Source organism: Arthrobacter oryzae (assembly GCF_003634095.1).
Taxonomy (GTDB): Bacteria; Actinomycetota; Actinomycetes; order Actinomycetales; family Micrococcaceae; genus Arthrobacter; species Arthrobacter oryzae.
Window position 1 is genome coordinate 300,161 of sequence record NZ_RBIR01000004.1, and the last position, 24,028, is coordinate 324,188.

The following is a 24,028-nucleotide window of genomic DNA, read 5'->3' on the forward strand; positions in this document are numbered from 1 at the left end:
GGTCGTGTCGGCCCGGCGTACTAGGATGGCACTGTGGCCGGCCTGATCAAACGTGAAGACATCGATGAAGTACGCCAGCGCACTGACATCAAGGAAGTCGTCGACGGATACGTGACGCTTAAGGGAGCCGGGCTGGGGTCCTACAAGGGCCTGTGTCCCTTTCACGACGAGCGCTCGCCGTCCTTTACCGTCCGTCCCCAGGTGGGCAGGTACCACTGCTTCGGCTGCGGCGAGGACGGCGACGTCATTTCCTTTGTCCAGAAGCTGGACCACATCTCCTTCCATGAGGCCGTTGAGAAGCTGGCGCACCGGATCGGCTTCGAGCTCCGCTACGAAGACGGCGGCTCCGGACCCAACCGGGAGGACATCGGCCGGCGCCAGCGGCTGCTGGACGCGCACAAGGTGGCCGACGAGTTCTTCCGGGCCCAGCTGCTGACCCCGGGTGCCGCGGAGGGCCGCAACTTCCTCTACGAACGGGGCTTCGACCGCGCGGCGGCCGAACTGTTCGGTGTGGGCTACGCCCCGCAGGGCTGGGACGCGCTGCTCAAGCACCTCCGCGGGCGCGGCTACACCGACGCCGAACTCAAACTGACCGGCATGTTCTCCGAAGGCGGCCGGGGGATCTACGACCGCTTCCGCGGGCGGCTGATCTGGCCTATCCGGGACATCGCGGGCGAGACCATCGGCTTCGGCGCCCGCAAGCTGTACGAGGACGACCAGGGCCCGAAGTACCTCAACACCCCCGAAACCGCGCTCTACAAGAAGTCCCAGGTCCTGTACGGGATCGACCTCGCCAAGCGCAACATCGCCAAGGACCGCCAGCTGGTGGTGGTGGAAGGCTACACCGACGTCATGGCCTGCCATCTGGCCGGCATTCCGACCGCGGTGGCCACCTGCGGCACCGCCTTCGGCACCGAGCACATCAAGATCGCCCGCCGGCTGCTCTCCGACGACGGTACCGGCGGAGAGGTCATCTTCACGTTCGACGGCGACGCCGCCGGGCAGAAGGCGGCGCTGCGCGCCTTCGAAGAAGACCAGCGCTTCGTCGCGCAGACCTTCGTGGCCGTCGAACCCAGCGGGGCGGACCCCTGCGAGCTCCGCCAGTCCAAGGGTGACTCCGCGGTCCGGGACCTGATCGGGAGCCGCCGGCCGCTGTTCGAGTTCGCCATCCGCGCCACCCTCAAACGCCACAACCTGGACACCGTCGAGGGCCGGATCGCTGCTCTGCGTGAATCCGCGCCCGTGGTGGCGCAGATCCGCGACGCCGGCATCCGCCCGGCCTATGCCCGCGAGCTGGCCGGCTGGCTGGGGATGCCGGTTGAGGAAGTCAACCGGGCTGTCGGTACGGCAACCAAGCGCGCCGCGCAGCCGGCCTCGGCCGCACCGGGCGGCAACCCCGGCCAGAGCCAAGGCGCGCGGCAGGGGAGCGCGCCGTCCTACGCCGGATCCGGCCGCGGAATGCCGGGCCCCGGCCCGGGCGTTGCCCCGCTGCCGGCCTCGGCCCTGCTTCCATCCTTCAACCGGCCTGATCCGCGGGACCCCGTGGCGGCGATGGAGCGCCAGGCGCTCGAGGTGGCCCTGCAGGAGCCCGGCATGCTCGAGGGCGAGACGTGGGAGCGTTTCTCGGAGGCACGGTTCTCCACGCCGGCCTACCTCGCCATCCACGAGGCCATCCGGGCTACGGGAATCGGGCTCGCCGCGGATCCGGTGCGCTGGGTGGAGCAGCTGCTCCAGGAGGTGCCTGAGCCTCTGCGGCCGCTCGTGTCCGAGCTGGCGGTCGTGCCCCTGCCGGCCAGCACGGCAGAGGGCGTCCTGCGCTACTGCAAGGACATCCTGGCCCGCCTGTTCGAGCTCCAGATCACCCGCGTGAAGGCCGAGAAGATGGGCCAGCTGCAGCGTCTGGATGCCTCGTCCGATCCCGAGGAATTCCAGCGGCTGAACCGCGAACTCATGCAGCTGGAAATGCAGCGCCGGTCCCTCCGCTCGGACGCCTGAAATCGCCGATTTCGTTTCCCGGGCCGGTGTTTGCTAGGCTTATACCCGCTTCATTCCTCCTTAGCTCAATTGGCAGAGCATTCGACTGTTAATCGAAGGGTTGCTGGTTCAAGTCCAGCAGGAGGAGCGCGCAGTCCCCGTCCCGGGTTCCCGGGACGGGGACTTTTTTATACCCGGAGGGGGTATTTCGCGGCGTGCCGGCACTGGCCCCGGGGCCGATTTCCCTACCGGCAAAACCTTTGCTAATGTCATACCTGCTTCATTCCTCCTTAGCTCAATTGGCAGAGCATTCGACTGTTAATCGAAGGGTTGCTGGTTCAAGTCCAGCAGGAGGAGCGGACAGGTCCCGCGGCCGGTGAAAACCAGCCGCGGGACCTTTTTTGTTGATCCCTTGGTGGCCCGGCCCGGCCCGGGGCACGGGTCCGGCTGGGCGGCCCTCCGTTCCCGAAGGCGTTCCGCCGGCGGGGGCTCAGACGAAGTACATTTCCACTTGCAGGAAGCGCTGGGCCTCGGCGACCGCGGCCTCGAACGCCTCGTGCTCGGTGGGGGACTTCCGCGGTTCGCGCGGGTGCCATTCGTGCGGCGCCGAATGCACCTGGGTGAAGCCGGCGCCCGGAGGCGCATAGAAGATTCCGAACCGCTGGACCGGCCACTCCGGGGAGGTCTCCGGCGCCACCAGGAGGGCGGAGTCGTACGCCGGGTTGTACCACTGGGCAATCGGGCGGCGCCGGTCTTCGGTAAACAAACCGGCGGCATACATGGCCGCCGACTGCTGGCTGGTCTGACTGCACAGGCGGTCCCACCACAGGGGCAGGATTCCGGCGTCGCACCGCTGCCACGTGGCCGGGAGGGGCTGAGGTTCCTGCCTATGGGGCATGAGACAACTTTATCGCCCGCTGTGGACGTCGAACAGGGTCCTCCGATCCCAGCGCCCGGGGCTCAACGGGGCTGCGGGTGGCCGTGAAGAATGGGGATGTCCCTCGGGCCTGGCCGCAGCACCGGGCTCCCCACGGGACATGCTCAGCGCGGGACTCGGCCGGTGGACATAATGCCACTATGCCCGCCCCTGGCCGCGAAGAATGGGCATGTCCCTCGGGCCTGGCCGCGAAGAGTGGGCATGTCCTCCCCGGCGAGGGGCGGTGGCCTACTGGATCGGGGGCACCGTGCTGGGCCGCACGACCAGCCACAGCGAAGCCGCCGCCAGGAAGATGCAGACGGCCTGGACGGCGCCCATGGGGGTTGCGGAGCCGACGCCTAACCAGCCGACCACGGGGGAGACCAGGCCCGCCATCATGAAGGTCGCGGCACCAAGCAGCGATGCCGCCGTTCCGGCCTGGGCGCCGTGTTTGGCCAGGGCCAGCACCTGCACGGTGGGGAACGTGAAGCCGGCCCCGAGGATGTAAAACCACAGCGGGATCAGGATGCCCCACAGCCCGAAGCCCAGCTGGTCGAAGATCACAATCAGGACGGCCATGAGGAACATCCAGGCGGTGGAGCCGGCCAGGATCCATTGCGGCGGGACGCGCCTGATGAGCCTCGCGCTGGTCTGGACGCCGGCCACGATGCCCAGCGAGTTGACGCCGAAGAGGAGGCCGTACTGCTGGGGCGTGAACCCATAGACATTCTGGAACAGGAACGGCGAGGCGGACAGATAGGTGAAGAGGCCCGCGAAATTCATGCCGCCGACCAGAAGCAGGCCCACAAAGATCCGGTCGGCGAACAGCACCTTGTAGCGCTGGCGCATGGTCATCCCGGTCTTTCCGCGAAGTTCCGGGGGCAGGGTTTCCCGGATCACGAACACGGCGGCGATGATGACGCAGCTCCCGTAGGCGGCCAGGAACAAGAAGATGCCAGGCCAGGGCATTATCAGGAGCAGTTGGGAGCCGATGACAGGGGCCAGGATCGGTGCCAGGCCGTTGACCAGGGCCATCCGCGAAAACATCCGCACCATCGCGTAGCCGCTGAACAGGTCGCGGACCATGGCCATCGCCACCACACCGCCGCCGGCGGCCCCGATGCCCATCAGCACGCGGAAGAAACCCAGCGTGGCGATGTCCGTGGACTGCGCGGCGCCCAGGGAAGCCGTGATGTGGACCGCCGTCGCCAGGATCAGCGGCAGCCGCCGGCCGAACTTGTCGCTCAGCGGCCCCACCACCAGCTGTCCCAGCGCAAACCCCACGGTGGTTCCGGTCAGTGTCAGCTGCACGGCGGCCGCGGATACGCCAAGATTCTCTTCCAACGCGGGGAATGCGGGCAAATAGAGGTCGACCGTGAACGGCCCAAGGGCAGTCAAAGCGCCGAGCGTCAGGATATAGAGGAATTTACGACGGCGGCTCAGGGAATCACCGGGATTGGGGGGTGTGCTCACAGAGGTCCATCCTAGGGCCCGCCGGGGCGGCCGGCGGGCGGCTGCCAGGGCGCGCCACGGCCGGGCCGAAAGGGCCTCCCAAGAGCCTAAATGATAGTTTTGACACCGGGGTCTGTGCGAAGCTGTCCAGACCCGGCAAACCCGCGGGAGCGGAACGACGGATGGCACCAGTTAGGCGGGACCGATGAGCGGACGTCACAGCGGCGGGACGGGCGGTGGGCTGCGCATTTCCGCGCTGCCAAAAACCCTGAAAATGATATTCAAGCTGGCGCCCCGGCAGCTCACTGACGAGATCGCTCTGGCCAAGGCCGAAATCAAGCGCAAGGGGATCCAGCTCGGCATCGCCGGCGCCTTCTTCGCCGTCGCCTTGGTATTCGTTGGGCTGTTGGTGATCGGACTCGTCGTTGCCGCGATCATGGGTCTGGCGACGATCATGCCGGCCTGGCTCGCTGCGCTGCTGGTCTGCGCCGTGTGCCTGGTCATCGCCGCGATCGGAGCGCTGATCGGTCTGAACAAGTTCAAGGCTGCCATGCCGCTGGTTCCTGAGGACACTCTCCGCGGGCTCAAGCACGATCTTGGCATCGCCAAGGAGGGCTCGGCCTTCGACGCGGCCGTCCTGGACCCGAACTCAGAACAGTACAAGGCCGCGAAAGCCGCCAAGGAAGCCGCGGCCGCCAAGGCGAAGGCGGAGCGGGAAGCCAAGATTGCAGCCCAGCCCGACCTCGGACCGGCCCCCACGGAGGCCGAACTCCGACGCCGGCTGGAAGAGCGCCGCACGCATCTCACCGGCGTGCGGGACGATCTCGGCCGGGAACTCGACGTCAAAACCCAGGCCGCGCTCCTGCTGGCCGGCACCCAGGCGCTGCTGCAGCACGGCAAGGAACGGCTCGACGCCAAGATCGCGGGTTTCCGTTCCTCAGCCCGCTCCTCTGCCCAGGCTTCGGGCAACCAGCCCACGTCGGCCGACGCGGGCCTCGCCGGCCAGATCAAGCAGCGCTGGAGGCCCCTCGCGGTGCTGGCAGCGTCAGCGGCCGCACTCGCGGTCCTGGTGCGCAAATTGATCAAGGGCTAGGCAGACCCCTGAAGCTGAACGCCAAACCGTTGTCGTCCACGGAAAGGGGGAATCGATGAAGTTCATCGGCGCTGGCGCCCGCCCCGGGCAGCCCCTCGTTCACCGCGATGCGGTCTTCACGGTTCCCAATGTCCTGACCGTGGTGCGGTTCCTCGGCGTCCCGCTGTTCATCTGGCTCGTCCTCGCGGAGCACAAGTACGGCTACGCGGCCCTCGTGCTCGCCGTCATGGCCAGCACCGACTGGGTTGACGGCTACATTGCCCGCCGCTTCAACCAGATGTCCAACCTCGGCCGGGTCATGGATCCCATTGCCGACAGGCTCTCGCTGATCGCGGTCGCCGTGACCCTCGTGGTCGCGGGCGTCGTCCAGTGGTGGTACCTGGCGGCGCTGCTTGTCCCGGATGCGGTGCTGCTGGCCCTGTCACTGTTCTACTTCCACGGCCACCCGGACCTGCCGGTGAGCCGCATCGGAAAGATCCGGACCGGCCTGCTGCTGGTGGGCACGCCGCTGCTGGTCCTGTCCAAGCTGCCGGTGCCCGCAGCGGACGTCTACGCCACGGTCGCGTGGATCTTCCTGGGCCTGGGCCTTGTGGGGCACTGGATTGCCGCCTACAACTACGTGTGGGCCATCATCGGCAAGGGCAGGGACCAGCGGGCCCACGACGGCGGCGCCCGCTGATGGTTTGGTTCGCGGTTTTGCTTGCGGTTCTTGGCGCCTTCTGCCTGGCCTTTGGCGCCCAGCGCCAGGGCAGTGCTGTCAAGGCCGACACCGGTGGCCTGGCTTTGAGCACCCATGGCCTGCTGCGGCTGGTGCGTAATCCGCGCTGGGTCTTCGGCTTCATGTTGCTCTGCGTCGGGATGGCGATGAACGCCGTCGCCCTCGTCATGGCGCCTTTGACGGTGGTACAGCCTATCGGCGCGATTGCCCTGGTCATCACCACCGTGGTCAACACCAAGGACCAGGGCCTGAGCATGAACCGGGCCACCGTCGTGGCGATCTCGGCCTGCGTGACGGGTTCAGCGATGTTCGTCGTGCTGGCCGTCAACGTCACCCAGGAGAACCACAACGTCAGCGCCTCGGACGAGCTGACCATCGTGCTGCTGCTCGCCTTGGCGGTGGGGCTCTTCGGAACGCTCGCCCTCATGTTCAGGCACCGCATGAGCGCCTTTGTTTACATCCTGGGCGCCGGAGTCCTCTTCGGCTTCGTCGCTGTCCTGACCCGCATCATCGGCCGGCACCTGCTCGACCCGAACGGGCGGTTCCTGCTCAATGTGCCGTGGTACAGCGTGGTGGCGATTATTGCCGCCGGCGTGCTGGGATCGTGGTTTGTGCAGAACGCCTATTCCGGCGGGCCGCCGGACCTCGTGATCGCCGGATTGACCGTGATCGACCCCATTGTCGGCATTGCGATCGGCATCCTGATCCTGGGCGAACTGCGTCCGGACGTACAGCCGGTGATGGCTATTGCCATGGGGACGGCCGCATCCCTTGCTATCGTGGGAGTGATAGCCCTTTCCAGGCACCACCCGGAAGTCACCAAGCGCAAGAAGGACGCGCGGAAGGCCGCGGGTAGGTCCTAGGGCGTCAGTCCAGACTTCGGCTGCAGACCCGGCGCACCTGCGCCGGCCGCCAGCCGGCCGCCATCGAACCAGCTGCCCGCACAGTGACCACCAGGAGCTCTCCACGTGACCATGTCCGACAACCAGCAACCGCTGACCATCCTGATTGCCGCTGACACGTACCCGCCCCACGTCAACGGGGCCGCCCAGTTCGGCTACCGTCTCGCCAAGGGGATGACGGCCCGCGGACACGACGTGCACGTCCTTGCCTGCCGTCCCGGCAAAGGCCCGAGCTTCAGTGAGTTCAGCGACGAGGCCACCGTGCACCGCCTGCGCTCCCATTCGGTTCCCACGCACGAGTATTTCCGGATCACCTTCCCCTGGGAGATCAAAAAGGAGATCGGGCTGCTGTTCGACCGCATCCAGCCTGACGTGGTGCACATCCAAAGCCACTACATGATCGGTGAGCACGTCCTCTACGAGGCCGTGAAGCGCGGCATCCGCGTGGTGGCGACGAACCACTTCATGCCCGAAAACCTCAACCCCTTCCTGCCGTTCCCGCAGTGGTTCAAAGACGTCGTGGGCCGGATTTCCTGGAAAGACATGGGCAAGGTGATGGGCCAGGCCGACGTCGTGACCACGCCGACGCCCCTGGCCGCCAAAGCCATGCACCAGCACGCCTTCCTCCGCAAGGTCCTGCCACTCTCCAACGGCATCGACGCAGCCGCCTACGAGCTTGGCCCCGACGAAACCGTGGAACGCCATGCCAGCCCCACGGCCCTCTTCGTCGGCCGGCTGGCCGAGGAGAAACATGTGGACGTACTGATCGATGCTCTCGCCAAGACGCCCAAGGACCTGGACATCCACCTGGAAGTCGTCGGCGGGGGAGAAGTCCGCCCGGCCCTCGAAGCCCAGGTCGCCCGGCTGGGGCTGACCGACAGGGTCAAGTTCCTCGGCCTCGCCAGCGACGCCGACCTTCGCAAGGCGTACATCACGGCCGATGTCTTTTGCATGCCCGGGACGGCGGAACTTCAGTCGCTCGTGACCCTGGAAGCGATGTCGGCGTCGACGCCGGTCCTGTTGGCCAACGCCATGGCGTTGCCGCACCTGGTGCGGGAAGGGGAGAACGGCTACCTCTTCACTCCCAATGACAGCGATGACCTTGCCGCCAAGCTGTCGCTCGTGTTTTCGCTGCCCGCCGACGAGCGCGAGGCGATGGGAAAGACCAGCCGTGAAATGGTCGAGAGCCACGGCATCGCGCGGACGCTGCAGACCTTCGAGGACATCTACCGGGGCGCGAGCTACGACGACCTCGTCCTCTAGGAAATCGGCCCGGCGGGGCCTGGTCCGCGCCGAAGCTCACGGTGCAGTTAGCCCGGCCGCCGGCCGGTGGCAGTGTGCACGCATGATGCGTCTAGTATTGCTAGAGTGTTTTTGCCCGGAAGCGGTCCGGCCCCGCGGGCCAGGTCTGGTTCCGGGCGCACGGGGCTATAGCTCAGCTGGTTAGAGCGCGGGACTCATAATCCTAAGGTCCTCGGTTCAAGTCCGAGTAGCCCTACACCTCCGCGGAGGCCCCGGATGCGGGCCCGCACCCACGGGAGCCCCGGCTGACGTCCCACGTCAGCCGGGGCTCCCTTTTTCGTTCCCGCCCGCGGTTGCGGGCACCCCGGACCTGCGGTAAGTTACTGATGAGTAACATAACGCAGGCGCGAAGCCCGCGCCCTTTTGATCACCGCTGATCACGAGTGAAGGAACATCATGTCCAAAGCTGCAATCGACTTCCACAATCTGCCCTACGCCGACGGCGACTTCTTCGCGTTCGAGCAGCTTCTCAGTGCCAAGGAGCAAGACAGGCTGGCCGAGGTCCGCGAGTTCCTCGCCCGCGAGGTCAAGCCGATCGCCGTCGATTGTTGGAACCGCGCCGAGTTCCCCATGGAGCTGATCCCGAAGCTTGCCGAAATCGACCTCGTCAGCCCGGTCAAAAGGCAGGGCTACTCGAACCTCTTCGCCGGAATCCTGCACGCCGAGGCCACCCGCGCGGACACCTCGATCGCGACGTTCATGGGGGTCCACGACGGACTCTTCACCGGCTCGATCGAAGCCCTTGCCTCCCAGGAGCAGCGGGACGCCTGGCTCCCGGACATCTACTCGCTGAAGAAGATCGGCGCCTTCGGCCTGACCGAGCCCCTCGGCGGCTCCGACGTCGCGGGCGGCACGCGCACCACGGCGCGGCGGGACGGCGGGAACTGGATCCTCAACGGGGCCAAGCGCTGGATCGGCAACGCCACATTCTCTGACTGGGTGGTCATTTTCGCCCGGGACGTCGACGACAACCAGGTCAAGGGTTTCCTGGTCGACACCAAAACCGAGGGCTACAGCGCCACGAAGATCGAAAACAAGATCTCGATGCGCACCGTGCAGAACGCCGACATCACCCTCGAGAACGTGGTGGTGCCGGACTTCTTCAAACTCGCCAACGCCAACAGCTTCCGCGACACCAACAAGGTCCTCAAAGTCACCCGGCTCGCCGTGGCCTGGCAGGCAGTGGGCCAGCAGCTCGCGGCCTTTGACGTAGCCCGCCGTTACGCGGTGGAGCGCAGTCAGTTCGGCCGGCCCATTGCCTCCTTCCAGCTGGTCCAGAGCCAGCTCGTGCAGATCCTTGGCAACACGGTCAGCTCCATGGGCATGATGGTGAGGCTCTCCCAGCTGGAGGATGCCGGCCAGGCGAAGGATGAACAGTCCGCCCTCGCCAAGGCCTTCACGACTGCACGCATGCGCGAAAGTGTCGCTCTGGGCCGGAGCATCCTCGGCGGCAACGGGATCGTGACCGACTTCGAGATGGCCAAGGTGTTTGCCGACGCCGAAGCCATCTACTCCTACGAGGGCACCCACGAAATCAACACCCTCGTGACGGGCCGTGCGATCACCGGGATTTCCGCGATCGTCTAGAGGCACGTCTCGGCGGCCTGGTCACCCTGGGCCAGTCTCGAGGGGCGGGAGCAGGACGGACGGCCTCAAATCCATGACGAATGCCAGCGGATTCACGTACTCGTCGCCCCGGCGGACGCCCCAATGCAGGCAGGGCGGCGCCGGGCCGCAGTGCCCGGTCTGCACCTGTCCCAGGACGTCGCCCGCAGCCACAACGGCCCCGACCCTCAGAGCGCTCGCCACCGGCTCGAAACTGCTGCGAAGGCCGTTGCCGTGGTCCACCGTGATGACCGGCCGGTCCACCACGATCCCGACAAAGCTGACTTTCCCCGCTGCCGGCGAGACGAGCGGGGCGCCGTCGTCGGCGGCCTCGACATCGACCCCGCGGTGCCCGCTGAGCCACGGCCTGGCCGGGGGATCGAAGGCGCGCAGAACGGCTGGCCGTGGACGGAGCGGCCAGCTCCAGTCCGGTGCCGGAACCCCGGCTGCTCCCGGCGAGCTCCGGACGCTGGATGCCGAGACCGCAGGATCCGCGGGGACGGCGGCCCCGGCGAAAGCTGAGGGACCGCGGGCCGCGGGGGCCGAATCTGCGGTGACAGGCCAGAGCATGAGGAGCAGTGCGGCCAGGCAGGCGGGGATCTTCATGCCCCCACCCTGCCGCTCCAGCCCACCGGCCGGAACCGCACGTGACGGCTATGTGGATAAGCGTCCGCCGCCGTCCCGCCGCCCAGGGGAAGCGGTCCTTCCCGGCGGGGCCGCTGTAGTACACTTGGTGGAGCAGTTTGCTGTGCCCTCACGCTTGTTCGCCGCATAATCGCCGCGGTCGTTGACCTGACTTGTGTCCAGATTTAGGTCTTGATACTCGCCCTGATCATCGTCGCGGTAATCGGAGTCGTTCAAGCCGGCACACCTCATTCAGGGGTGCGGGGGAGCAGCAGCTGACTACGCGTATCCAGCCCTCCACATAAGAAGCCTCAAACTTCCGGTGCGGAGGACTGCGCCTCCTGCGGTCCGGCCCACATGGCATGTCCATGCGGAACGGATGGGAAGCGCGGTGGATGCCAGGAGCGACGCCCGTCCCGGGTGCTTGCTAAATAACCGTCAACTATTGGCAGGGTAAGAGAGCCATGGGCTCTCTCATGAATGACCTGCCGGAAGGAGCGTCGGCATGCCCGTCGTAACTATGCGCCAGCTGCTTGACAGCGGCGTCCACTTTGGACACCAGACCCGCCGTTGGAACCCGAAGATGAAGCGTTTCATCTTCACGGAGCGCAACGGTATCTACATCATTGACCTGCAGCAGTCACTGTCCTACATCGACCGTGCATACGAGTTCGTGAAGGCCACCGTTGCACACGGCGGCACCGTTCTCTTCGTCGGCACCAAGAAGCAGGCGCAGGAATCCATCGCTGAACAGGCCACCCGCGTTGGCCAGCCGTACGTCAACCAGCGTTGGCTCGGCGGTATGCTCACCAACTTCCAGACCGTCTCCAAGCGCATCCAGCGCATGAAGGAACTGGAAGAGATCGACTTCGACGACGTCGCCGGTTCTGCATACACCAAGAAGGAGCTGCTGCTCCTTCGCCGCGAACTGACCAAGCTGGAAACCAACCTCGGTGGTATCCGCAACCTGACCAAGGCGCCGTCCGCGCTGTGGATCGTTGACACCAAGAAGGAACACCTTGCTGTCGACGAAGCCAAGAAGCTGAACATCCCGGTTGTGGCCATCCTGGACACCAACTGCGATCCTGACGAAGTCGACTTCCCGATCCCGGGTAACGACGACGCCATCCGCTCCGTGAACCTGCTGACCCGCGTTGTCGCCGACGCCGTTGCTGAGGGCCTCATCGCCCGTAACCAGCGCGCCACCGGCACCACGGAAGCACCGGAAGAGCCGCTGGCCGAGTGGGAGCGCGAGCTTCTCGAAGGCAACAAGGCTGAAGCTGCTGCAGCTCCCGCCGCTGAGGCACCCGCTGCTGAAGCTCCGGCCGCCGACGCCGCTCCGGCTGAAGAAGCACCGGCTGCTGAAGAAGCACCGGCCGCCGACGAAGCCAAGTAGTCACACAAGTAAATCTGGATCTCCCCGCATGCGCTCCGGCGCACAAGGGGTACCGACAGGATGGCCGCTCACTGGGTGAGCAGCCGTCCTGTCGGTCCGTACACCACATAAATTTCTAGACAGAGGGGTTCACATGGCGAACTACACTGCCGCTGATATCAAGGCTCTGCGCGAGCGCACCGGCGCCGGCATGATGGATGTCAAGAAGGCTCTTGACGAAGCCAACGGTGACGCCGAGAAGGCCATCGAAATCATCCGCATCAAGGGGCTCAAGGGCGCCACGAAGCGCGAAGGCCGCTCCACCGCTGAAGGCCTGGTTGCCGCCAAGGTCGCCAACGGCGTCGGCGTGATGATCGAAGTCAACTGCGAGACCGACTTCGTCGCCAAGGCTGACAAGTTCATCCAGCTGGCGGACAAGGTCCTGGCCGTGGCCGTCGAGTCCGGCGCCGCCGACCTCGAGACCCTGCTCGCCACCGACGTCGACGGCAAGCCGCTGTCCGAGGTGGTCATCGAAGAGGGCGCCGTTCTGGGCGAAAAGGTTGTTGTCCGCCGCATCTCCCGCATCGAGGGCGCTACGGTCGACGCTTACCTGCACAAGACCTCCAAGGATCTCCCGGCCCAGGTCGGCGTCCTGTTCGCTGTCGACGGCGAAGGCGAAGCAGCTGCCACCGCAGCCCACGACGTCGCCGTTCACATCGCCGCGATGTCCCCGAACTACCTCTCCCGTGAAGATGTGCCGGCCGAGCTCGTCGAGTCCGAGCGCCGCATCGCCGAGGAGACTGCCAAGGCTGAGGGCAAGCCGGAAGCAGCAATGACCAAGATCGTTGAAGGCCGTGTCACTGGCTTCTACAAGGGCGAGGTCCTCCTCGACCAGGCATTCGCCAAGGATGCGAAGAAGTCTGTCGCGCAGATCCTCGAAGAGGCCGGCGTCAAGGGCACCGCGTTTGCACGCTTCCGCGTCGGTTCCTAGTCAGACACCTGTCAGACACTAGTCAGACACGCTAAGGGGGTGGCCACCACGGTGGCCACCCCTTTTGCATGCACGCACGAGGTATCCGTTCCGGCCACAGCCGGAATGCCGCCTCGGGCGCCCAGCACGATAACCTAACTCAGAGTTCACCAACGGGAAGGCACCATGGAAACCGTCAACACTTCAGCCCAGCCAAAGAAGAACAGGCGCCGCGTCCTCTTGAAGCTCTCCGGCGAGGTCTTCGGCGGCGGAAAACTTGGCGTTGACCCGGATACCGTCCGTGGCGTGGCCAAGCAGATCGCGGCCGCTGTCCCCGACGTCGAAGTCGCAATCGTCGTCGGCGGAGGCAACTTCTTCCGCGGGGCCGAACTGTCCCAAAGCGGCATGGACCGTTCCCGCGCCGACTACATGGGCATGCTCGGAACCGTCATGAACTGCCTGGCCCTCCAGGACTTCCTGGAACAGGCAGGCGTGGAGACCCGGGTGCAGAGCGCCATCACCATGGGCCAGGTCGCCGAGGCGTACATTCCCCGCCGCGCCATCCGCCACATGGAAAAGGGCCGCGTTGTCATCTTCGGCGCCGGCGCCGGCCTGCCCTACTTCTCCACGGACACCGTTGCGGCCCAGCGCGCCATGGAGGTCCACGCCGACGTCGTCCTGATGGCCAAGAGCGGAGTCGACGGCGTCTACACCGCTGATCCGAAGAAGGACCCGACGGCGGAGAAGCTGCACCGCCTCAGCTACGACGACGCCCTCCGCCGCGACATCCGCGTGATGGACCAGACCGCCATGACCATGTGCAAAGACAACAACCTCACCATGGTGGTCTTTGGCATGGAAGGCGAGGGCAATGTCACCCGCGCCATCCGCGGCGAAGACCTGGGCACCGTCGTCACCCCCTAGCAACGGCTAGGATGTTTTCAGGACCTATCCGCCGCCAGGCGGAAAGCACACGCGCCAGGCGGACGACACAGGCGCACAAGAAAAACGTGCCGCGCCCCGGCCGCCGGGACGCACCAATTTCTGAGGAGAGACCGTGATCGAAGATACCTTGCTCGAAGCCGGGGACAAGATGGACAAGGCAGTTGAGGTAGCCAAGGAAGACTTCGCCTCGATCCGGACCGGCCGCGCGACGCCGGGCCTGTACAACAAGGTTGTGGTCGAGTACTACGGCACCCCGACGCCGCTGCAGCAGCTGGCTTCCTTCGCGGTTCCGGACGCCCGCACCATCCTCGTCACCCCGTACGACAAGACGGCCCTGCGGGATATCGAACGAGCCCTGAGCGACTCCGAAGTGGGCGCCAACCCCTCCAACGACGGCAACGTCATCCGGATCACCATCCCCGAGCTGACCAGCGAACGGCGCAAGGAATACGTCAAGATCGTCAAGTCCAAGGGCGAGGACGCGAAGGTGTCCATCCGCAACATCCGCCGAAAGGCCAAGGAAACGCTGGACAAGCTGGTCAAGGACGGCGAAGCCGGCGAGGACGAAGGCTCACGCGGCGAGAAGGAACTCGACGCCATGACCAAGGCGCACGTTGACGGGATCGACGAGCTGCTCAAGCGCAAGGAAGCTGAGCTGCTCGAGGTCTGATGAATCAGGCTCAAGAGTCCTCCGGCCCGCGCGTCCGGAGACGGGGGAAACAGCGCGGGAATCCGACGCCCAAAGCGGGTCGGAACCTGCCCGCCGCCACGGTGGTGGGGGTGGGCATGCTCGTCTGTGTACTGGGCGGCCTGCTGTTCCTTCCGCTCGGCTTCGTCCTGGTGACCGCCACCTTCGCGATCTTTGGTGTCTGGGAAATCTTCCGAGCACTTGAGGCCGCGGGTACCCGCCTGCCCATCATTCCGGTGTTGGTCGGCAGTGTGGTCATGCCGGTCGCCGCCTACTTCGGCGGCCTCGAGAGCCTGCTTTTCACCATGCTCGCCAGTAGCGTCGCGGTGCTTCTGTGGCGGACCGTTGAAGGCGCCGCCGGATCGGCGCGCAGCATCTTCGCCGGGGTTTTCGCGCTCTCGTGGGTGCCGTTCCTGATTAGCTTCGCGGCGCTGCTGCTGCACACTGATGACGGCCAGACGCCGTTCGGCCTGTGGCCCGGCGGGGTCATCCCGCAGGGCGCCTGGCAGATCGCGACCCTGCTGCTCCTGGTGGTTGCCAACGACACCTTCGGCTACCTCGTGGGTGCCTCCCTCGGCAAGCATCCGATGGCCCCCAAGATCAGCCCCAAAAAGACCTGGGAGGGGTTTGCCGGTTCCATCGTCGGGGCGGTCCTGATCGGCGTACTGGCCACTGTCTTCGTGCTGCATGAGCCGTGGTGGGTCGGCGTCATACTGGCCGTGGGCATGGTGGCGGCCGCCACGACCGGCGACCTTGCCGAATCCATGGTCAAGCGTGAACTCGGCATCAAGGACATGAGCAGCATCCTCCCCGGCCACGGAGGCGTCATGGACCGCCTGGACTCGATCGTTTTCGCCTCCCCGGTGGCGTTCATCCTGTTCTCGGCCGTCGCTGGCGCGTAAGGCGCATCCCAACCAGCAATCCCGGCGCTTAGAATGGTGCCGAGCAATCCAGCCGAACGGCATCAAAGGAACAAAGTGACAGTGGACATTCAACGGCAGATTCCTGCGTCTTTTGACCGCGTGCAGCGGAACCAGTATGGCTACAACGCCAAGCAGGTCGATGATTTCCTGCAGCGCGCGCGGGTGTCGTTCGAAGCTCCGAGCCACGCCGGACGGGCCATCAAGAGCTCCGACGTCCGCGCGGTCTGCTTCGATCCCGTCAAGGGCGGCTACGCCGCGGCCGGCGTGGATGCCGCGCTGGACCGGCTGGAGGACGCCCTCGCCCGGCTGGAACGCGACGATCTGGTCGCCGAACGCGGCGAGGAAGCTTGGCTGCGCGAAATCGGCCGGCTCGCGGGCGTCCTGCGCGGGCGCCTGCACCGCCCGGACGGCCAGCGCTTCCGCCGCCCGACCAAGCCCAAGGTCCGCAGCTACAACACCACCGACGTGGACGATCTCTGCCGCGAGCTGATCGGCTACCTCGAGGAGGACCAGCCGCTGAGCGTGGACAACGTCCGGCGCGCCGTGTTCCGCCCGGCCGTGGGCCGGGACGGCTACGAGGAAAGCCAGGTCGACGCGTTCCTCGAGCGGGCCGTTGAACTCATGGCGGCCATCGACTAGTCCCTCGCCTGCTCAGCGCTCCGTCGCGAGCGGCCGCTCCGGAGTGTGCAGCCGGGTCATGAGCCGCGTCATCGTCCGAGGCACCCGGCCCCGCGTCGCCCGCGACACCAGGACTGTGGCGGCAAACGCGGCGGGCACCGTCCACGCGGCGGGCTGCGCAAGCCACGACGGTGTCAGGGCCGCACCCAGCACCGAGCCGGCCACCATCGCGCCGCCGCAGAGCAGGCCTCCGGTCGCCATGCCGGCAATCGCGCCGGCATCCGTCAGGCCGCGCCACCAGATGCCCAGCAGCAGGACCGGGCAGATCGTGGACGCGGTAAAGGCAAACACGAGCCCCACGCTGCCGGCCAGTGCCAGCGATTCGGTCATGGAGGCGAGTCCCAGCGGAACGATTGCCGAGACCAGCGCGGCCAGCCGGAAACCGCGCACGCTCCCGCCGAACACGTCCTGGCTGATCACACCCGCGAGCGAGACCACCAGGCCCGACGTCGTGGACAGAAACGCCGCAAACGCGCCGGCCACCACCAGCGCAGTCAACAGGTCCCCGGCCGCCCCGCCGACCACCCGGCCGGGGAGAAGAAGCACCAGGGCATCGGCCTGGCCGCTCTGAGCGAGGTCGGCGGCGAACACCCGGCCCAGCATGCCGTACGCGGTCGGGAACAGGTAGAAGACGGAAAGCAGGCCCAGGACAATCAGCGTGGTCCGCCGGGCGGACTGCCCGTCCGGATTCGTGTAAAAGCGGACCAGCACGTGCGGCAGCCCCAGGGTTCCAAAGAGCAGGGCCACCAGCAGCGAAATGATCTGATAGGGACCCGTCGGCGCCACCGCCGTCGGGTTCACCGCCGGGGCCGCGGCCGGGGCGTTGGTGCCGCCCAGCACCAGCAGCATGAACACGATGGGCACCGCCAGCGCGGTCAGCTTGAGCCAGTACTGGAACGCCTGGACGAACGTGATGGAGCGCATCCCGCCCGCCACCACGGTGATGCAGACGACGGCGACCACCGCCACCGGGCCCACCCACGCCGGCAGGCCCGTGGTGATCCGGATGGCCAGGGCGGCGCCGTGGAGCTGCGGGACGATGTAGAGCCAGCCGACCAGGACCACCACCAGGCTTGTGACGCGGCGGACGGCACGCGAATCGAGGCGCGCCTCGGTGAAATCCGGAATCGTGTACGCGCCCGAGCGGCGCAGGGGAGCGGCGACGAACAGGAGCAGCATCAGGTACCCGGCCGTGTAGCCCACCGGATACCACAAGGCGTCGGTGCCGGAGAGCAGGATCAACCCGGCGACGCCCAGAAAGCTCGCGGCGGAAAGATACTCGCCGCCGATCGCCGAGGCGTTCCACCACGGCTTGACCGTCCTGGACGCGACGTAGAAGTCCCCGGTGGTGCGCGAGACCCGCAGGCCGTAGAAACCGATGACGGCCGTGGCCAGCGAGACGGCGGCGACGGCGGCCACCCCGACGACGGGGTTCACGTTCCGCCCGCCCGGAACTTTGCGCGGCCGCCGTCCGGGCCTCTCAGCAGTTGCCTCATTTGTCGCCGGCGAGGTCCCGGTAGCGGGCCTCATTCCTTGCCGCGGTCCGGACGTACAGCCAGGCACTGAGACCGATCACGGGATAGATCCCGGCACCGAGCAGGACCCAGTCGAAGGGGAGGCCGGCGATTGTGGAGTCCGCCAGGCCCGGGACCAGCCCCAGCATGAGCGGGAAGGCGAAGAGAATCAGCAGGAAACCCAGGGCCACCACGAGGCCCAGCCGGAGCTGGGACCGGATGAGCGAGCGGACGAACAGCTGGCCGGCGTCGGATTCCTCCTCCGCTTCGCGGGAGGCCGCCGCGGAACGGCCGCCGGCCGGGGCGGGGCTGTACTGTGCGACGCTGCCCGGTGTGAGGCTGCCCGGTGTGATGCTGCCTGCATTCACGCTGCCTGCCGTGGCGCTGCGCGGCGCCGTGACGCGGACCCGGGTCATGCCTGCGGCCGGATGCGGGTTGCTTCGAGCTTTTCCCGGACGGCCGGCAGATGCCGGCGGCTGATGGGAAGCTCGGCCCCGGCCACGGTGACGCTGGGCCGCGCCGCGGCGAGCTTCATCTGGCCGACGTGGCTCAGCGCGACCAGGTAGGAGCGGTGGATGCGCAGGAATCCGGCGTCGGCCCACTGCTGTTCGAGGTCGGCCAGCGGAACCCTGATGAGGTAGCTCGCATCGGCGGTGTGCAGCCGGGCGTAGTCGCCCTGCGCCTGGACGTAGGTGACGTCGTCGCGCCGGATCATCCTGGTGGTCCCGCCGAGGTCCACAGTGATCATCTCTGTCGCCGGGGTGCCGTCCTTGAGCAGTTCGCTGATGCGCCCAATCGACTTTGCGAGCCGCTCCGCGCGCACGGGTTTCAGGAGATAGTCCACGGCCGCGAGCTCGAACGCTTCCAGCGCGCAGTCCTCGTCCGCGGTCACGAAGACCACGGCGGGCGGACGGGCGCTGCGGGAAATGGCCCGGGCGATGTCCAGCCCGGACAGTGCCGGCATGTGGATGTCAAGGAAGACGGCGTCGACGTCCTCGGCTTCGAGGGCCCGCAGGGCCTCGGCGCCCGAGGACGCCCGGTGGATGGCACCGATCCGGTCGTCCCTGCCAAGCAGGAAGGCCAGTTCCTCGACGGCGGGGAGCTCGTCGTCGGCGACGAGGACATTTATCATGGCTCAAGCGTACTGCCGCAGGCATTTTGACCGGCTCAGGCCTCAGCCCGGCAGGGCGCAGGGAAGGCCGAAGGCAGCCACCTCCCGTTCCGGTCAGGCGGTGAGCCGGGCCGCGATCAGGAGTCGTGCAGGGGCTGGGACTTGGGGATGCGCATGGTGATCAGGGTGCCCTCGCCGGGCGCCGTCTCGATCACGAGGCCGTGGTCGTCACCGTAGACCTGCCGCAGCCGGGCGTCGACGTTGCGCAGGCCCACGTGCTCGCCGTCGCTGTGCCCGGCAAGGACGGAACGCAGCTGCTCCGGGTCCATGCCCACGCCGTCGTCCTCGATCGTCACTTCGGCGAACGCGCCCGAGTCGTTCGCCGTGATGGAGATGTGGCCCGGGCCCTCCTTGGCCTCCAGGCCGTGCCCGACGGCGTTTTCCACCAGGGGCTGCAGGCTCAGGAAGGGGATCACCGTGCTCAGCACCTCCGGAGCGATCCGCAGGCTCACCTGGACCCGGTCCCCGAACCGGGCCCGCTCCAGGAGCAGGTAACGGTCGATGCAGCGCAGTTCCTCGGCCAGGGTGGTGAAGTCGCCGTGGCGGCGGAAGGAGTAGCGGGTGAAATCGGCGAACTCCACCACGAGTTCCCGCGCCCGTACCGGATCTGTGTTGATGAAGGACGCGATCGCGTTGAGCGAGTTGTAGATAAAGTGCGGGCTGATCTGGGCGCGGAGGGCCCGGACCTCCGCCTCCATCAGGAGCGTGCGGTTGACGTCGAGTTCGGCAAGTTCCACCTGGGTGGCCACCCAGTCGGCAACCTCGCCGGTGGCACGGACCAAGCCGGCTCCTGCGGCCGGGGCGAAGGCCGCCACCACCCCGACAATCCGGGCCCCGGCCTTGATCGGGGCGATCACGACGGCGCGCTCCACCTCGGGAGTTAGCGCCCGGCCGCCTTCGCCGGCGGCGAGCAGCACCAGCTCGCCCGCCGGAATGACGGCGAGGTGGCCGCCGTCGAGCACCCTGGACGCGAGCCCCATCAGGGCCGGCCTGAGCTCCTCGCCGGCGCCGTCCCACGCGAGCACACCCGTGGTATCGGTAATGGCAAGGGCATCGCAGCCCAGGATGGTGCGCAGCTGCCGGCTGGCCTTGGCCGCACCGGCCGGGTTCAGGCCCGTCCGCAGGTACTGGCCGGCACGGGATGCGGCGTGGAGCGTCTTGTACGTGGCCCGCTCCGCGTCCGTGCCGAGGTCCCGGAAGGAACGAAGGACTTTCAGTCCCACGGCGACCACCACCGCAATCGCCATGGCGATCACCGCGACGGCGGCGGCGGTGAAGAGGGGAGAGTCCGGCATGATGCCAGCCTACCGTCGGTGCGGCGCCTGCCGGCGTTGAAGGCGGGGGCACCCAAATGGAACCCGGCCAGGCTCCCCGAGGCGCCGTTTGGCGCAGCATGGGGACCGTTGAGCGACCCGGAAGGGGCAGGATCTGGAACCGGACGCACCGCTCGGCGCACAGTGATTGCAGTCACACCGGCGGGATGGGTTGTTCCCGAAGCCCACGGCAGCCGGCGGGGCGACTCGCCAGTCTCAATGAGGAGGAACCGATGGGTCACGACGCCCAGGAAACGGACGCAGCGGCGGCCGTGGACTTCAAGGAAGTCCAAGCGACGGAACAGTTCCAGGAACTGCGCAAACGTCACCGCAGCTTTGTCTTCCCGCTGTCCATTGCATTCCTGCTGTGGTACTTCGCCTATGTCCTGCTGGCCGACTATGCGGTGGAATTCATGTCCATCAAGGTCTGGGGCAACATCAACGTCGGCCTGATTCTGGGCCTGCTGCAGTTCATTTCCACGTTCGCCATCACCGCATGGTACGTCAGCTACTCGAACCGCAAGCTGGACCCGATTGCCGCCGAAATCCGCGGTGAAATCGAAGGCCACGAATTCGACAAACACGGCAACCAGGCAGGACGGACAGCCAAATGACACTCACAGTCCCCGCGGTCAACGTCGCCGCACTCAAAGACACCACCCTGCTGAACATGGGAATTTTCGCCGTGTTCGTCGCGATCACCATGGTGATCGTGATCAAGGCCAGCCGCAACAACAAGACGGCGGCCGACTACTATGCCGCCGGGCGTTCCTTCACCGGCCCGCAGAACGGCACCGCGATCGCCGGTGATTACCTCTCCGCGGCATCGTTCCTGGGCATTACCGGCGCCATCGCCATCAATGGCTACGACGGTTTCATGTACTCCATCGGCTTCCTCGTCGCATGGCTTGTCGCGTTGCTCCTCGTCGCGGAGCTGCTCCGCAACACCGGCAAGTTCACCATGGCCGACGTGCTCTCCTTCCGGCTCAAGCAACGTCCCGTGCGCATCGCGGCCGCCATCTCTACCCTGGCCGTCTGCTTCTTCTACCTGCTGGCCCAGATGGCCGGTGCCGGCAGCCTCATTTCGCTGCTGCTGGGCATCAGCGACTGGGGCGGACAAGCCCTGGTAATCGTCGTCGTCGGCGCCCTGATGATCATGTACGTCCTGATCGGGGGTATGAAGGGCACCACCTGGGTGCAGATCATCAAGGCCATGCTCCTGATCGCCGGGGCCGCCGTGATGACCTTCTGGGTCCTCGCGATCTACGGCTTCAATCTCTCCGACCTGCTGGGAGGGGCGGTGGAAACCTCGGGCAACCCGAACCTGCTCAACCCGGGACTGCAGTACGGCAAGACCGAGACCTCCAAGCTGGACTTCATGTCCCTCGCCCTGGCCCTCGTTCTCGGCACCGCAGCCCTGCCGCACGTGCTCATGCGGTTTTACACCGTCCCCACAGCCAAGGAAGCCCGCAAGTCCGTGGTGTGGTCCATCTGGCTGATCGGCATCTTCTACCTCTTCACCCTGGTGCTGGGCTACGGCGCCGCGGCGCTGGTGGGCGCCGACACCATCAAGGCTGCTCCGGGCGGCGTCAACTCGGCCGCGCCGCTGCTCGCCTTCCACCTCGGCGGCCCGCTGCTCCTGGGCTTCATCTCGGCAGTGGCCTTCGCGACCATCCTGGCCGTCGTCGCCGGCCTCACCATTACCGCGGCGGCATCCTTCGCGCACGACATCTACGCCAGCGTGATCGCCAAGGGCAAGGCCGACGCCGCCACCGAGGTCAAGGTGGCCCGCCGCACCGTCGTGGTGATCGGACTGCTGGCCATCGCCGGCGGCATCTTCGCCAACGGACAGAACGTCGCGTTCCTCGTGGCGCTCGCCTTCGCCGTGGCGGCCTCGGCCAATCTTCCGACCATCCTCTACTCGCTGTTCTGGCGCCGGTTCACCACCCGCGGCGCCCTGTGGAGCATGTACGGCGGGTTGTCCGCCGCCATCATCTTGATTGCGCTCTCCCCGGTGGTCTCGGGCGCCAAGACGTCGATGATCCCCGGCGCCAACTTCGCGGTCTTTCCGCTGAGCAATCCGGGCATCGTCTCCATTCCGCTTGCGTTCTTCCTGGGCTGGCTCGGCACGGTCCTGGACAAGCGGAAGGAAGATGTCACGAAGCAGGCCGAAATGGAGGTCCGTTCCCTGACCGGTGTGGGTGCCGAAAAGGCCACCAGCCACTAGGCGGCCGGCATTCCGCGCGCCTGATCGGGCGCCGGGCCGTGTTCCATCACAGGGGAGCTCCCGTGCAGCAGCACGGGAGCTCCCCTGTAATGCGGGCCCGTCGCCCGATCCCGGAGGTCAGCTCTGCGGGCGCAGCCGAATGCTGACCATTTTCAGCTCTTGCAGGCCCTCGAACCGGTAGACCAGCTCCACTCTCTTGGTGTCGCAGTCGATGGAGCCGGCGACGTCGGCCGAGTTGGACCCGTCCTTGGACCTGACGTTGACGCTGGAATAGATCGGTTTGCAGCTGCCGTCCAGCCCCAGGCCTTGCACCCCGAGGGTGAACTCCTCCTGCGACAGCTTCTCCTTGAGGGCCGGGTCCAAGTAGTTTTCATAGGCGTTCGTGACATCGCCGGCGATGATCAACCTGGTGAAATCGTCCGCGAGGCCACGGGCCTGGTTCGTGGCTCCGCCCACCACGTTGATCAGGATGACGCCACCGACCGTCACCACCAGCAGGAGAGTGCCGAGGATCCCCAGCACGATCCACAGGGCTTTGCGGCTCTTTTTCCGCGGCGGCCGTCCCGGTCTCCCGTAGGGCACCGCTCCGGCGGCAGGCGGGGGATAGGCGGGCGGGGGATAGGCGGGCGCCGTTGCGGCGCTGGCCGGCGGGGGATAGGCGGGTGCCGTTCCCGATCCGGGTGGACCGGACTGGGCAGGATAGGACGGGGCCGCATAGTAGGGAATGGGAGGCTGCCCGGCAGGGGGGTGACCTGCCGACGGTTCATGCCCGGGCTGCGGCGGCACCAGGCGGTGCGGTTCCTCTGGACTGCTCACTGTTCCAGCCTTTCCGGCAGCCGAGACAGCCACTGCCCGTTATGCAGGGTCGCGTCTGCGGACCCGGCGGGGACCCCAACGGACACAGCCTAGCGCCGCGGCTCCCCACCGCACAGGGCACAAAAGCACATCATCGGCGCAGGCCGCTGACGCCTAACAGCCGGGCGGCGGTGCTGGTCAGTTTTCGGCGGATCCGCGTTCGAGCAGGGGCTGGATCCGGAACGGGATCAGCTCACCCATCGCCAGTGCGGTGTCGGTCCGGTCCACACCGTCGCAGGCCAGGATTTTGCCGTTGATCCGGAACAGGTCCTCGGCGTCCAGCGCCACAACCCGCAGGAGCAGATCGGCCGAGCCCGTCAGGCCGTAGCCTTCCAGGATTTCCGGAATGCCGGCAAGCTCCACCGCCAAGGGGCCCAGCTTCTGCTGCTGGACATGGACGGAAATGAATGCCATCAGCGGGTACCCCAGGGACGCCGGATTGATGCGTCGCTCGAAGGACAGGAACACGTGCTTCTTCTCCAGCTGCGCCATCCTGGCCTGGACCGTATTGCGCGACAATCCGAGCTTTTGGGCCAGGGCAACCACGGTCCGCCGGGGGTCCTGCGCCATGGCCGAAAGCAGGCGAGTGTCAGTGCCATCCAAAGGTTGCATAATGCGCAAGATTAGCACGGTCGCTGACCGTCAAACAGTGCATACTGCTCAATAATTTTGAGGGTAGTTGTGCCCGATGAGCATTGTGAGTAGGGTCACAAATATCCGGGGCAACGGCGCCCGGGCGGCTGGCGCGCCGCGGGATCACGAGTCCTGCGAGCCCCGGTCAGA

General features: G+C 66.7%; 23 protein-coding genes and 3 tRNA genes. 17 read left to right on the forward strand and 9 right to left on the reverse strand.

What is annotated here, in order from left to right:
- Positions 1 to 33: 33 nt before the first annotated feature.
- The 3 genes from dnaG to C8D78_RS11555 all read left to right on the forward strand — a co-directional run bounded on the left by dnaG (position 34) and on the right by C8D78_RS11555 (position 2,331).
- Positions 34 to 1,995: a DNA primase gene (dnaG, locus tag C8D78_RS11545; protein ID WP_120953801.1), complete on the forward strand. Its 1,962-nt coding sequence runs from the start codon at positions 34 to 36 to the stop codon at positions 1,993 to 1,995.
- A gap of 54 nt (positions 1,996 to 2,049) precedes the next feature.
- Positions 2,050 to 2,122 (forward strand) — tRNA-Asn (locus C8D78_RS11550).
- A gap of 136 nt (positions 2,123 to 2,258) precedes the next feature.
- Positions 2,259 to 2,331: transfer RNA gene (locus C8D78_RS11555), tRNA-Asn, on the forward strand.
- Between the two features lie 133 nt (positions 2,332 to 2,464).
- Here the strand turns inward: C8D78_RS11555 and C8D78_RS11560 are convergent.
- Together C8D78_RS11560 and C8D78_RS11565 are read right to left on the reverse strand one after the other, a co-directional pair.
- Positions 2,465 to 2,872 (reverse strand): hypothetical protein, encoded by a 408-nt coding sequence (locus C8D78_RS11560; RefSeq protein ID WP_120953803.1) that lies wholly within the window; start codon positions 2,870 to 2,872, stop codon positions 2,465 to 2,467.
- Between the two features lie 267 nt (positions 2,873 to 3,139).
- Positions 3,140 to 4,363 carry a multidrug effflux MFS transporter gene (locus C8D78_RS11565; protein ID WP_120953805.1) on the reverse strand — a complete coding sequence of 408 codons (1,224 nt, stop codon included), beginning with the start codon at positions 4,361 to 4,363 and terminating at the stop codon, positions 3,140 to 3,142.
- A gap of 184 nt (positions 4,364 to 4,547) precedes the next feature.
- Between C8D78_RS11565 and C8D78_RS11570 the strand changes: the two genes are divergently transcribed.
- From C8D78_RS11570 to C8D78_RS11595, 6 genes are all read left to right on the forward strand, one after another.
- Positions 4,548 to 5,435 (forward strand): phage holin family protein, encoded by an 888-nt coding sequence (locus C8D78_RS11570; protein ID WP_120953807.1) that lies wholly within the window; start codon positions 4,548 to 4,550, stop codon positions 5,433 to 5,435.
- Between the two features lie 55 nt (positions 5,436 to 5,490).
- The gene (locus C8D78_RS11575) at positions 5,491 to 6,114 is read left to right on the forward strand and encodes a CDP-alcohol phosphatidyltransferase family protein (protein ID WP_120953809.1); all 624 of its coding nucleotides are present in this window, start codon (positions 5,491 to 5,493) and stop codon (positions 6,112 to 6,114) included.
- The gene (locus C8D78_RS11580; RefSeq protein WP_120953810.1) at positions 6,114 to 7,016 is read left to right on the forward strand and encodes a DMT family transporter; all 903 of its coding nucleotides are present in this window, start codon (positions 6,114 to 6,116) and stop codon (positions 7,014 to 7,016) included. The genes C8D78_RS11575 and C8D78_RS11580 overlap by 1 nt, the downstream gene beginning before the upstream one ends.
- Before the next feature lie 111 nt (positions 7,017 to 7,127).
- Positions 7,128 to 8,318 (forward strand): glycosyltransferase, encoded by a 1,191-nt coding sequence (locus C8D78_RS11585; RefSeq protein ID WP_425266698.1) that lies wholly within the window; start codon positions 7,128 to 7,130, stop codon positions 8,316 to 8,318.
- 161 nt (positions 8,319 to 8,479) lie between these two features.
- Positions 8,480 to 8,553 (forward strand) — tRNA-Ile (locus C8D78_RS11590).
- 200 nt (positions 8,554 to 8,753) lie between these two features.
- Positions 8,754 to 9,944: an acyl-CoA dehydrogenase family protein gene (locus tag C8D78_RS11595; protein WP_120953814.1), complete on the forward strand. Its 1,191-nt coding sequence runs from the start codon at positions 8,754 to 8,756 to the stop codon at positions 9,942 to 9,944.
- A gap of 21 nt (positions 9,945 to 9,965) precedes the next feature.
- Here the strand turns inward: C8D78_RS11595 and C8D78_RS11600 are convergent, their stop codons facing one another.
- Complete coding sequence (locus C8D78_RS11600) at positions 9,966 to 10,568, reverse strand: M23 family metallopeptidase (protein ID WP_120953816.1); 603 nt, start codon at positions 10,566 to 10,568, stop codon at positions 9,966 to 9,968.
- Positions 10,569 to 11,091: 523 nt separating this feature from the next.
- On the opposite strand from C8D78_RS11600, the gene rpsB reads away from it, so the two are divergent.
- The 6 genes from rpsB to C8D78_RS11630 all read left to right on the forward strand — a co-directional run bounded on the left by rpsB (position 11,092) and on the right by C8D78_RS11630 (position 16,126).
- Complete coding sequence (gene rpsB, locus C8D78_RS11605) at positions 11,092 to 11,982, forward strand: 30S ribosomal protein S2 (protein WP_120953818.1); 891 nt, start codon at positions 11,092 to 11,094, stop codon at positions 11,980 to 11,982.
- A 133-nt stretch (positions 11,983 to 12,115) separates the two neighbouring features.
- Positions 12,116 to 12,952: a translation elongation factor Ts gene (gene tsf, locus C8D78_RS11610; protein ID WP_120953820.1), complete on the forward strand. Its 837-nt coding sequence runs from the start codon at positions 12,116 to 12,118 to the stop codon at positions 12,950 to 12,952.
- 165 nt (positions 12,953 to 13,117) lie between these two features.
- Positions 13,118 to 13,855: a UMP kinase gene (gene pyrH, locus C8D78_RS11615; RefSeq protein ID WP_120953822.1), complete on the forward strand. Its 738-nt coding sequence runs from the start codon at positions 13,118 to 13,120 to the stop codon at positions 13,853 to 13,855.
- A gap of 133 nt (positions 13,856 to 13,988) precedes the next feature.
- The gene (frr, locus tag C8D78_RS11620) at positions 13,989 to 14,546 is read left to right on the forward strand and encodes a ribosome recycling factor (RefSeq protein ID WP_120953824.1); all 558 of its coding nucleotides are present in this window, start codon (positions 13,989 to 13,991) and stop codon (positions 14,544 to 14,546) included.
- Entirely contained in the window at positions 14,546 to 15,466 is a 921-nt protein-coding gene (locus tag C8D78_RS11625; RefSeq protein ID WP_120953826.1) for a phosphatidate cytidylyltransferase, read from the forward strand. Before frr ends, C8D78_RS11625 begins: the two co-directional genes overlap by 1 nt.
- A gap of 75 nt (positions 15,467 to 15,541) precedes the next feature.
- The gene (locus C8D78_RS11630) at positions 15,542 to 16,126 is read left to right on the forward strand and encodes a DivIVA domain-containing protein (protein ID WP_120953828.1); all 585 of its coding nucleotides are present in this window, start codon (positions 15,542 to 15,544) and stop codon (positions 16,124 to 16,126) included.
- 12 nt (positions 16,127 to 16,138) lie between these two features.
- Here the strand turns inward: C8D78_RS11630 and C8D78_RS11635 are convergent, their stop codons facing one another.
- The 4 genes from C8D78_RS11635 to C8D78_RS11650 form a co-directional block, all read right to left on the reverse strand.
- Positions 16,139 to 17,602, reverse strand: coding sequence for a sodium/solute symporter (locus C8D78_RS11635; protein ID WP_120953830.1), 1,464 nt, complete (start codon positions 17,600 to 17,602; stop codon positions 16,139 to 16,141).
- A gap of 55 nt (positions 17,603 to 17,657) precedes the next feature.
- Positions 17,658 to 18,095: a DUF485 domain-containing protein gene (locus tag C8D78_RS11640; RefSeq protein WP_120953832.1), complete on the reverse strand. Its 438-nt coding sequence runs from the start codon at positions 18,093 to 18,095 to the stop codon at positions 17,658 to 17,660.
- Positions 18,092 to 18,811: a LytR/AlgR family response regulator transcription factor gene (locus C8D78_RS11645; RefSeq protein WP_120953834.1), complete on the reverse strand. Its 720-nt coding sequence runs from the start codon at positions 18,809 to 18,811 to the stop codon at positions 18,092 to 18,094. Before C8D78_RS11645 ends, C8D78_RS11640 begins: the two co-directional genes overlap by 4 nt.
- A 116-nt stretch (positions 18,812 to 18,927) precedes the next feature.
- Positions 18,928 to 20,145, reverse strand: a complete 1,218-nt coding sequence (locus C8D78_RS11650; RefSeq protein ID WP_120953836.1) for a sensor histidine kinase — start codon at positions 20,143 to 20,145, stop codon at positions 18,928 to 18,930.
- Positions 20,146 to 20,396: 251 nt separating this feature from the next.
- Here C8D78_RS11650 and C8D78_RS11655 point away from each other — a divergent pair, with 251 nt between their 5' ends.
- On the forward strand, positions 20,397 to 20,777 hold the full coding sequence (locus C8D78_RS11655; protein ID WP_120953838.1) for a DUF485 domain-containing protein: 381 nt from the start codon (positions 20,397 to 20,399) through the stop codon (positions 20,775 to 20,777).
- Positions 20,774 to 22,390 carry a solute symporter family protein gene (locus C8D78_RS11660; RefSeq protein WP_120953840.1) on the forward strand — a complete coding sequence of 539 codons (1,617 nt, stop codon included), beginning with the start codon at positions 20,774 to 20,776 and terminating at the stop codon, positions 22,388 to 22,390. Before C8D78_RS11655 ends, C8D78_RS11660 begins: the two co-directional genes overlap by 4 nt.
- Before the next feature lie 117 nt (positions 22,391 to 22,507).
- On the opposite strand, the gene C8D78_RS11665 is transcribed toward C8D78_RS11660, so the two are convergent.
- Both C8D78_RS11665 and C8D78_RS11670 read right to left on the reverse strand, forming a co-directional pair.
- A complete protein-coding gene (locus tag C8D78_RS11665; RefSeq protein ID WP_244208363.1) occupies positions 22,508 to 22,912 on the reverse strand; it encodes a hypothetical protein in 405 nt (134 codons plus the stop codon).
- 471 nt (positions 22,913 to 23,383) lie between these two features.
- Positions 23,384 to 23,857 (reverse strand): Lrp/AsnC family transcriptional regulator, encoded by a 474-nt coding sequence (locus tag C8D78_RS11670; protein WP_120953842.1) that lies wholly within the window; start codon positions 23,855 to 23,857, stop codon positions 23,384 to 23,386.
- Between the last annotated feature and the right edge of the window lie 171 nt (positions 23,858 to 24,028).

Bases quoted from the DNA above. Each gene is read 5' to 3' on its own strand.
- C8D78_RS11670 (WP_120953842.1), bottom strand. From the start codon at position 23,857: ATGCAACCTTTGGATGGCACTGACACTCGCCTGCTTTCGGCCATGGCG.
- C8D78_RS11660 (WP_120953840.1), top strand. From the start codon at position 20,774: ATGACACTCACAGTCCCCGCGGTCAACGTCGCCGCACTCAAAGACACC.
- C8D78_RS11575 (WP_120953809.1), top strand. From the start codon at position 5,491: ATGAAGTTCATCGGCGCTGGCGCCCGCCCCGGGCAGCCCCTCGTTCAC.
- C8D78_RS11640 (WP_120953832.1), bottom strand. From the start codon at position 18,095: ATGACCCGGGTCCGCGTCACGGCGCCGCGCAGCGCCACGGCAGGCAGC.
- C8D78_RS11595 (WP_120953814.1), top strand. From the start codon at position 8,754: ATGTCCAAAGCTGCAATCGACTTCCACAATCTGCCCTACGCCGACGGC.
- C8D78_RS11570 (WP_120953807.1), top strand. From the start codon at position 4,548: ATGAGCGGACGTCACAGCGGCGGGACGGGCGGTGGGCTGCGCATTTCC.
- C8D78_RS11645 (WP_120953834.1), bottom strand. From the start codon at position 18,811: ATGATAAATGTCCTCGTCGCCGACGACGAGCTCCCCGCCGTCGAGGAA.
- C8D78_RS11650 (WP_120953836.1), bottom strand. From the start codon at position 20,145: ATGCCGGACTCTCCCCTCTTCACCGCCGCCGCCGTCGCGGTGATCGCC.
- C8D78_RS11655 (WP_120953838.1), top strand. From the start codon at position 20,397: ATGGGTCACGACGCCCAGGAAACGGACGCAGCGGCGGCCGTGGACTTC.
- C8D78_RS11600 (WP_120953816.1), bottom strand. From the start codon at position 10,568: ATGAAGATCCCCGCCTGCCTGGCCGCACTGCTCCTCATGCTCTGGCCT.
- C8D78_RS11580 (WP_120953810.1), top strand. From the start codon at position 6,114: ATGGTTTGGTTCGCGGTTTTGCTTGCGGTTCTTGGCGCCTTCTGCCTG.
- C8D78_RS11585 (WP_425266698.1), top strand. From the start codon at position 7,128: ATGTCCGACAACCAGCAACCGCTGACCATCCTGATTGCCGCTGACACG.
- C8D78_RS11625 (WP_120953826.1), top strand. From the start codon at position 14,546: ATGAATCAGGCTCAAGAGTCCTCCGGCCCGCGCGTCCGGAGACGGGGG.
- tsf (WP_120953820.1), top strand. From the start codon at position 12,116: ATGGCGAACTACACTGCCGCTGATATCAAGGCTCTGCGCGAGCGCACC.
- C8D78_RS11560 (WP_120953803.1), bottom strand. From the start codon at position 2,872: ATGCCCCATAGGCAGGAACCTCAGCCCCTCCCGGCCACGTGGCAGCGG.
- rpsB (WP_120953818.1), top strand. From the start codon at position 11,092: ATGCCCGTCGTAACTATGCGCCAGCTGCTTGACAGCGGCGTCCACTTT.
- pyrH (WP_120953822.1), top strand. From the start codon at position 13,118: ATGGAAACCGTCAACACTTCAGCCCAGCCAAAGAAGAACAGGCGCCGC.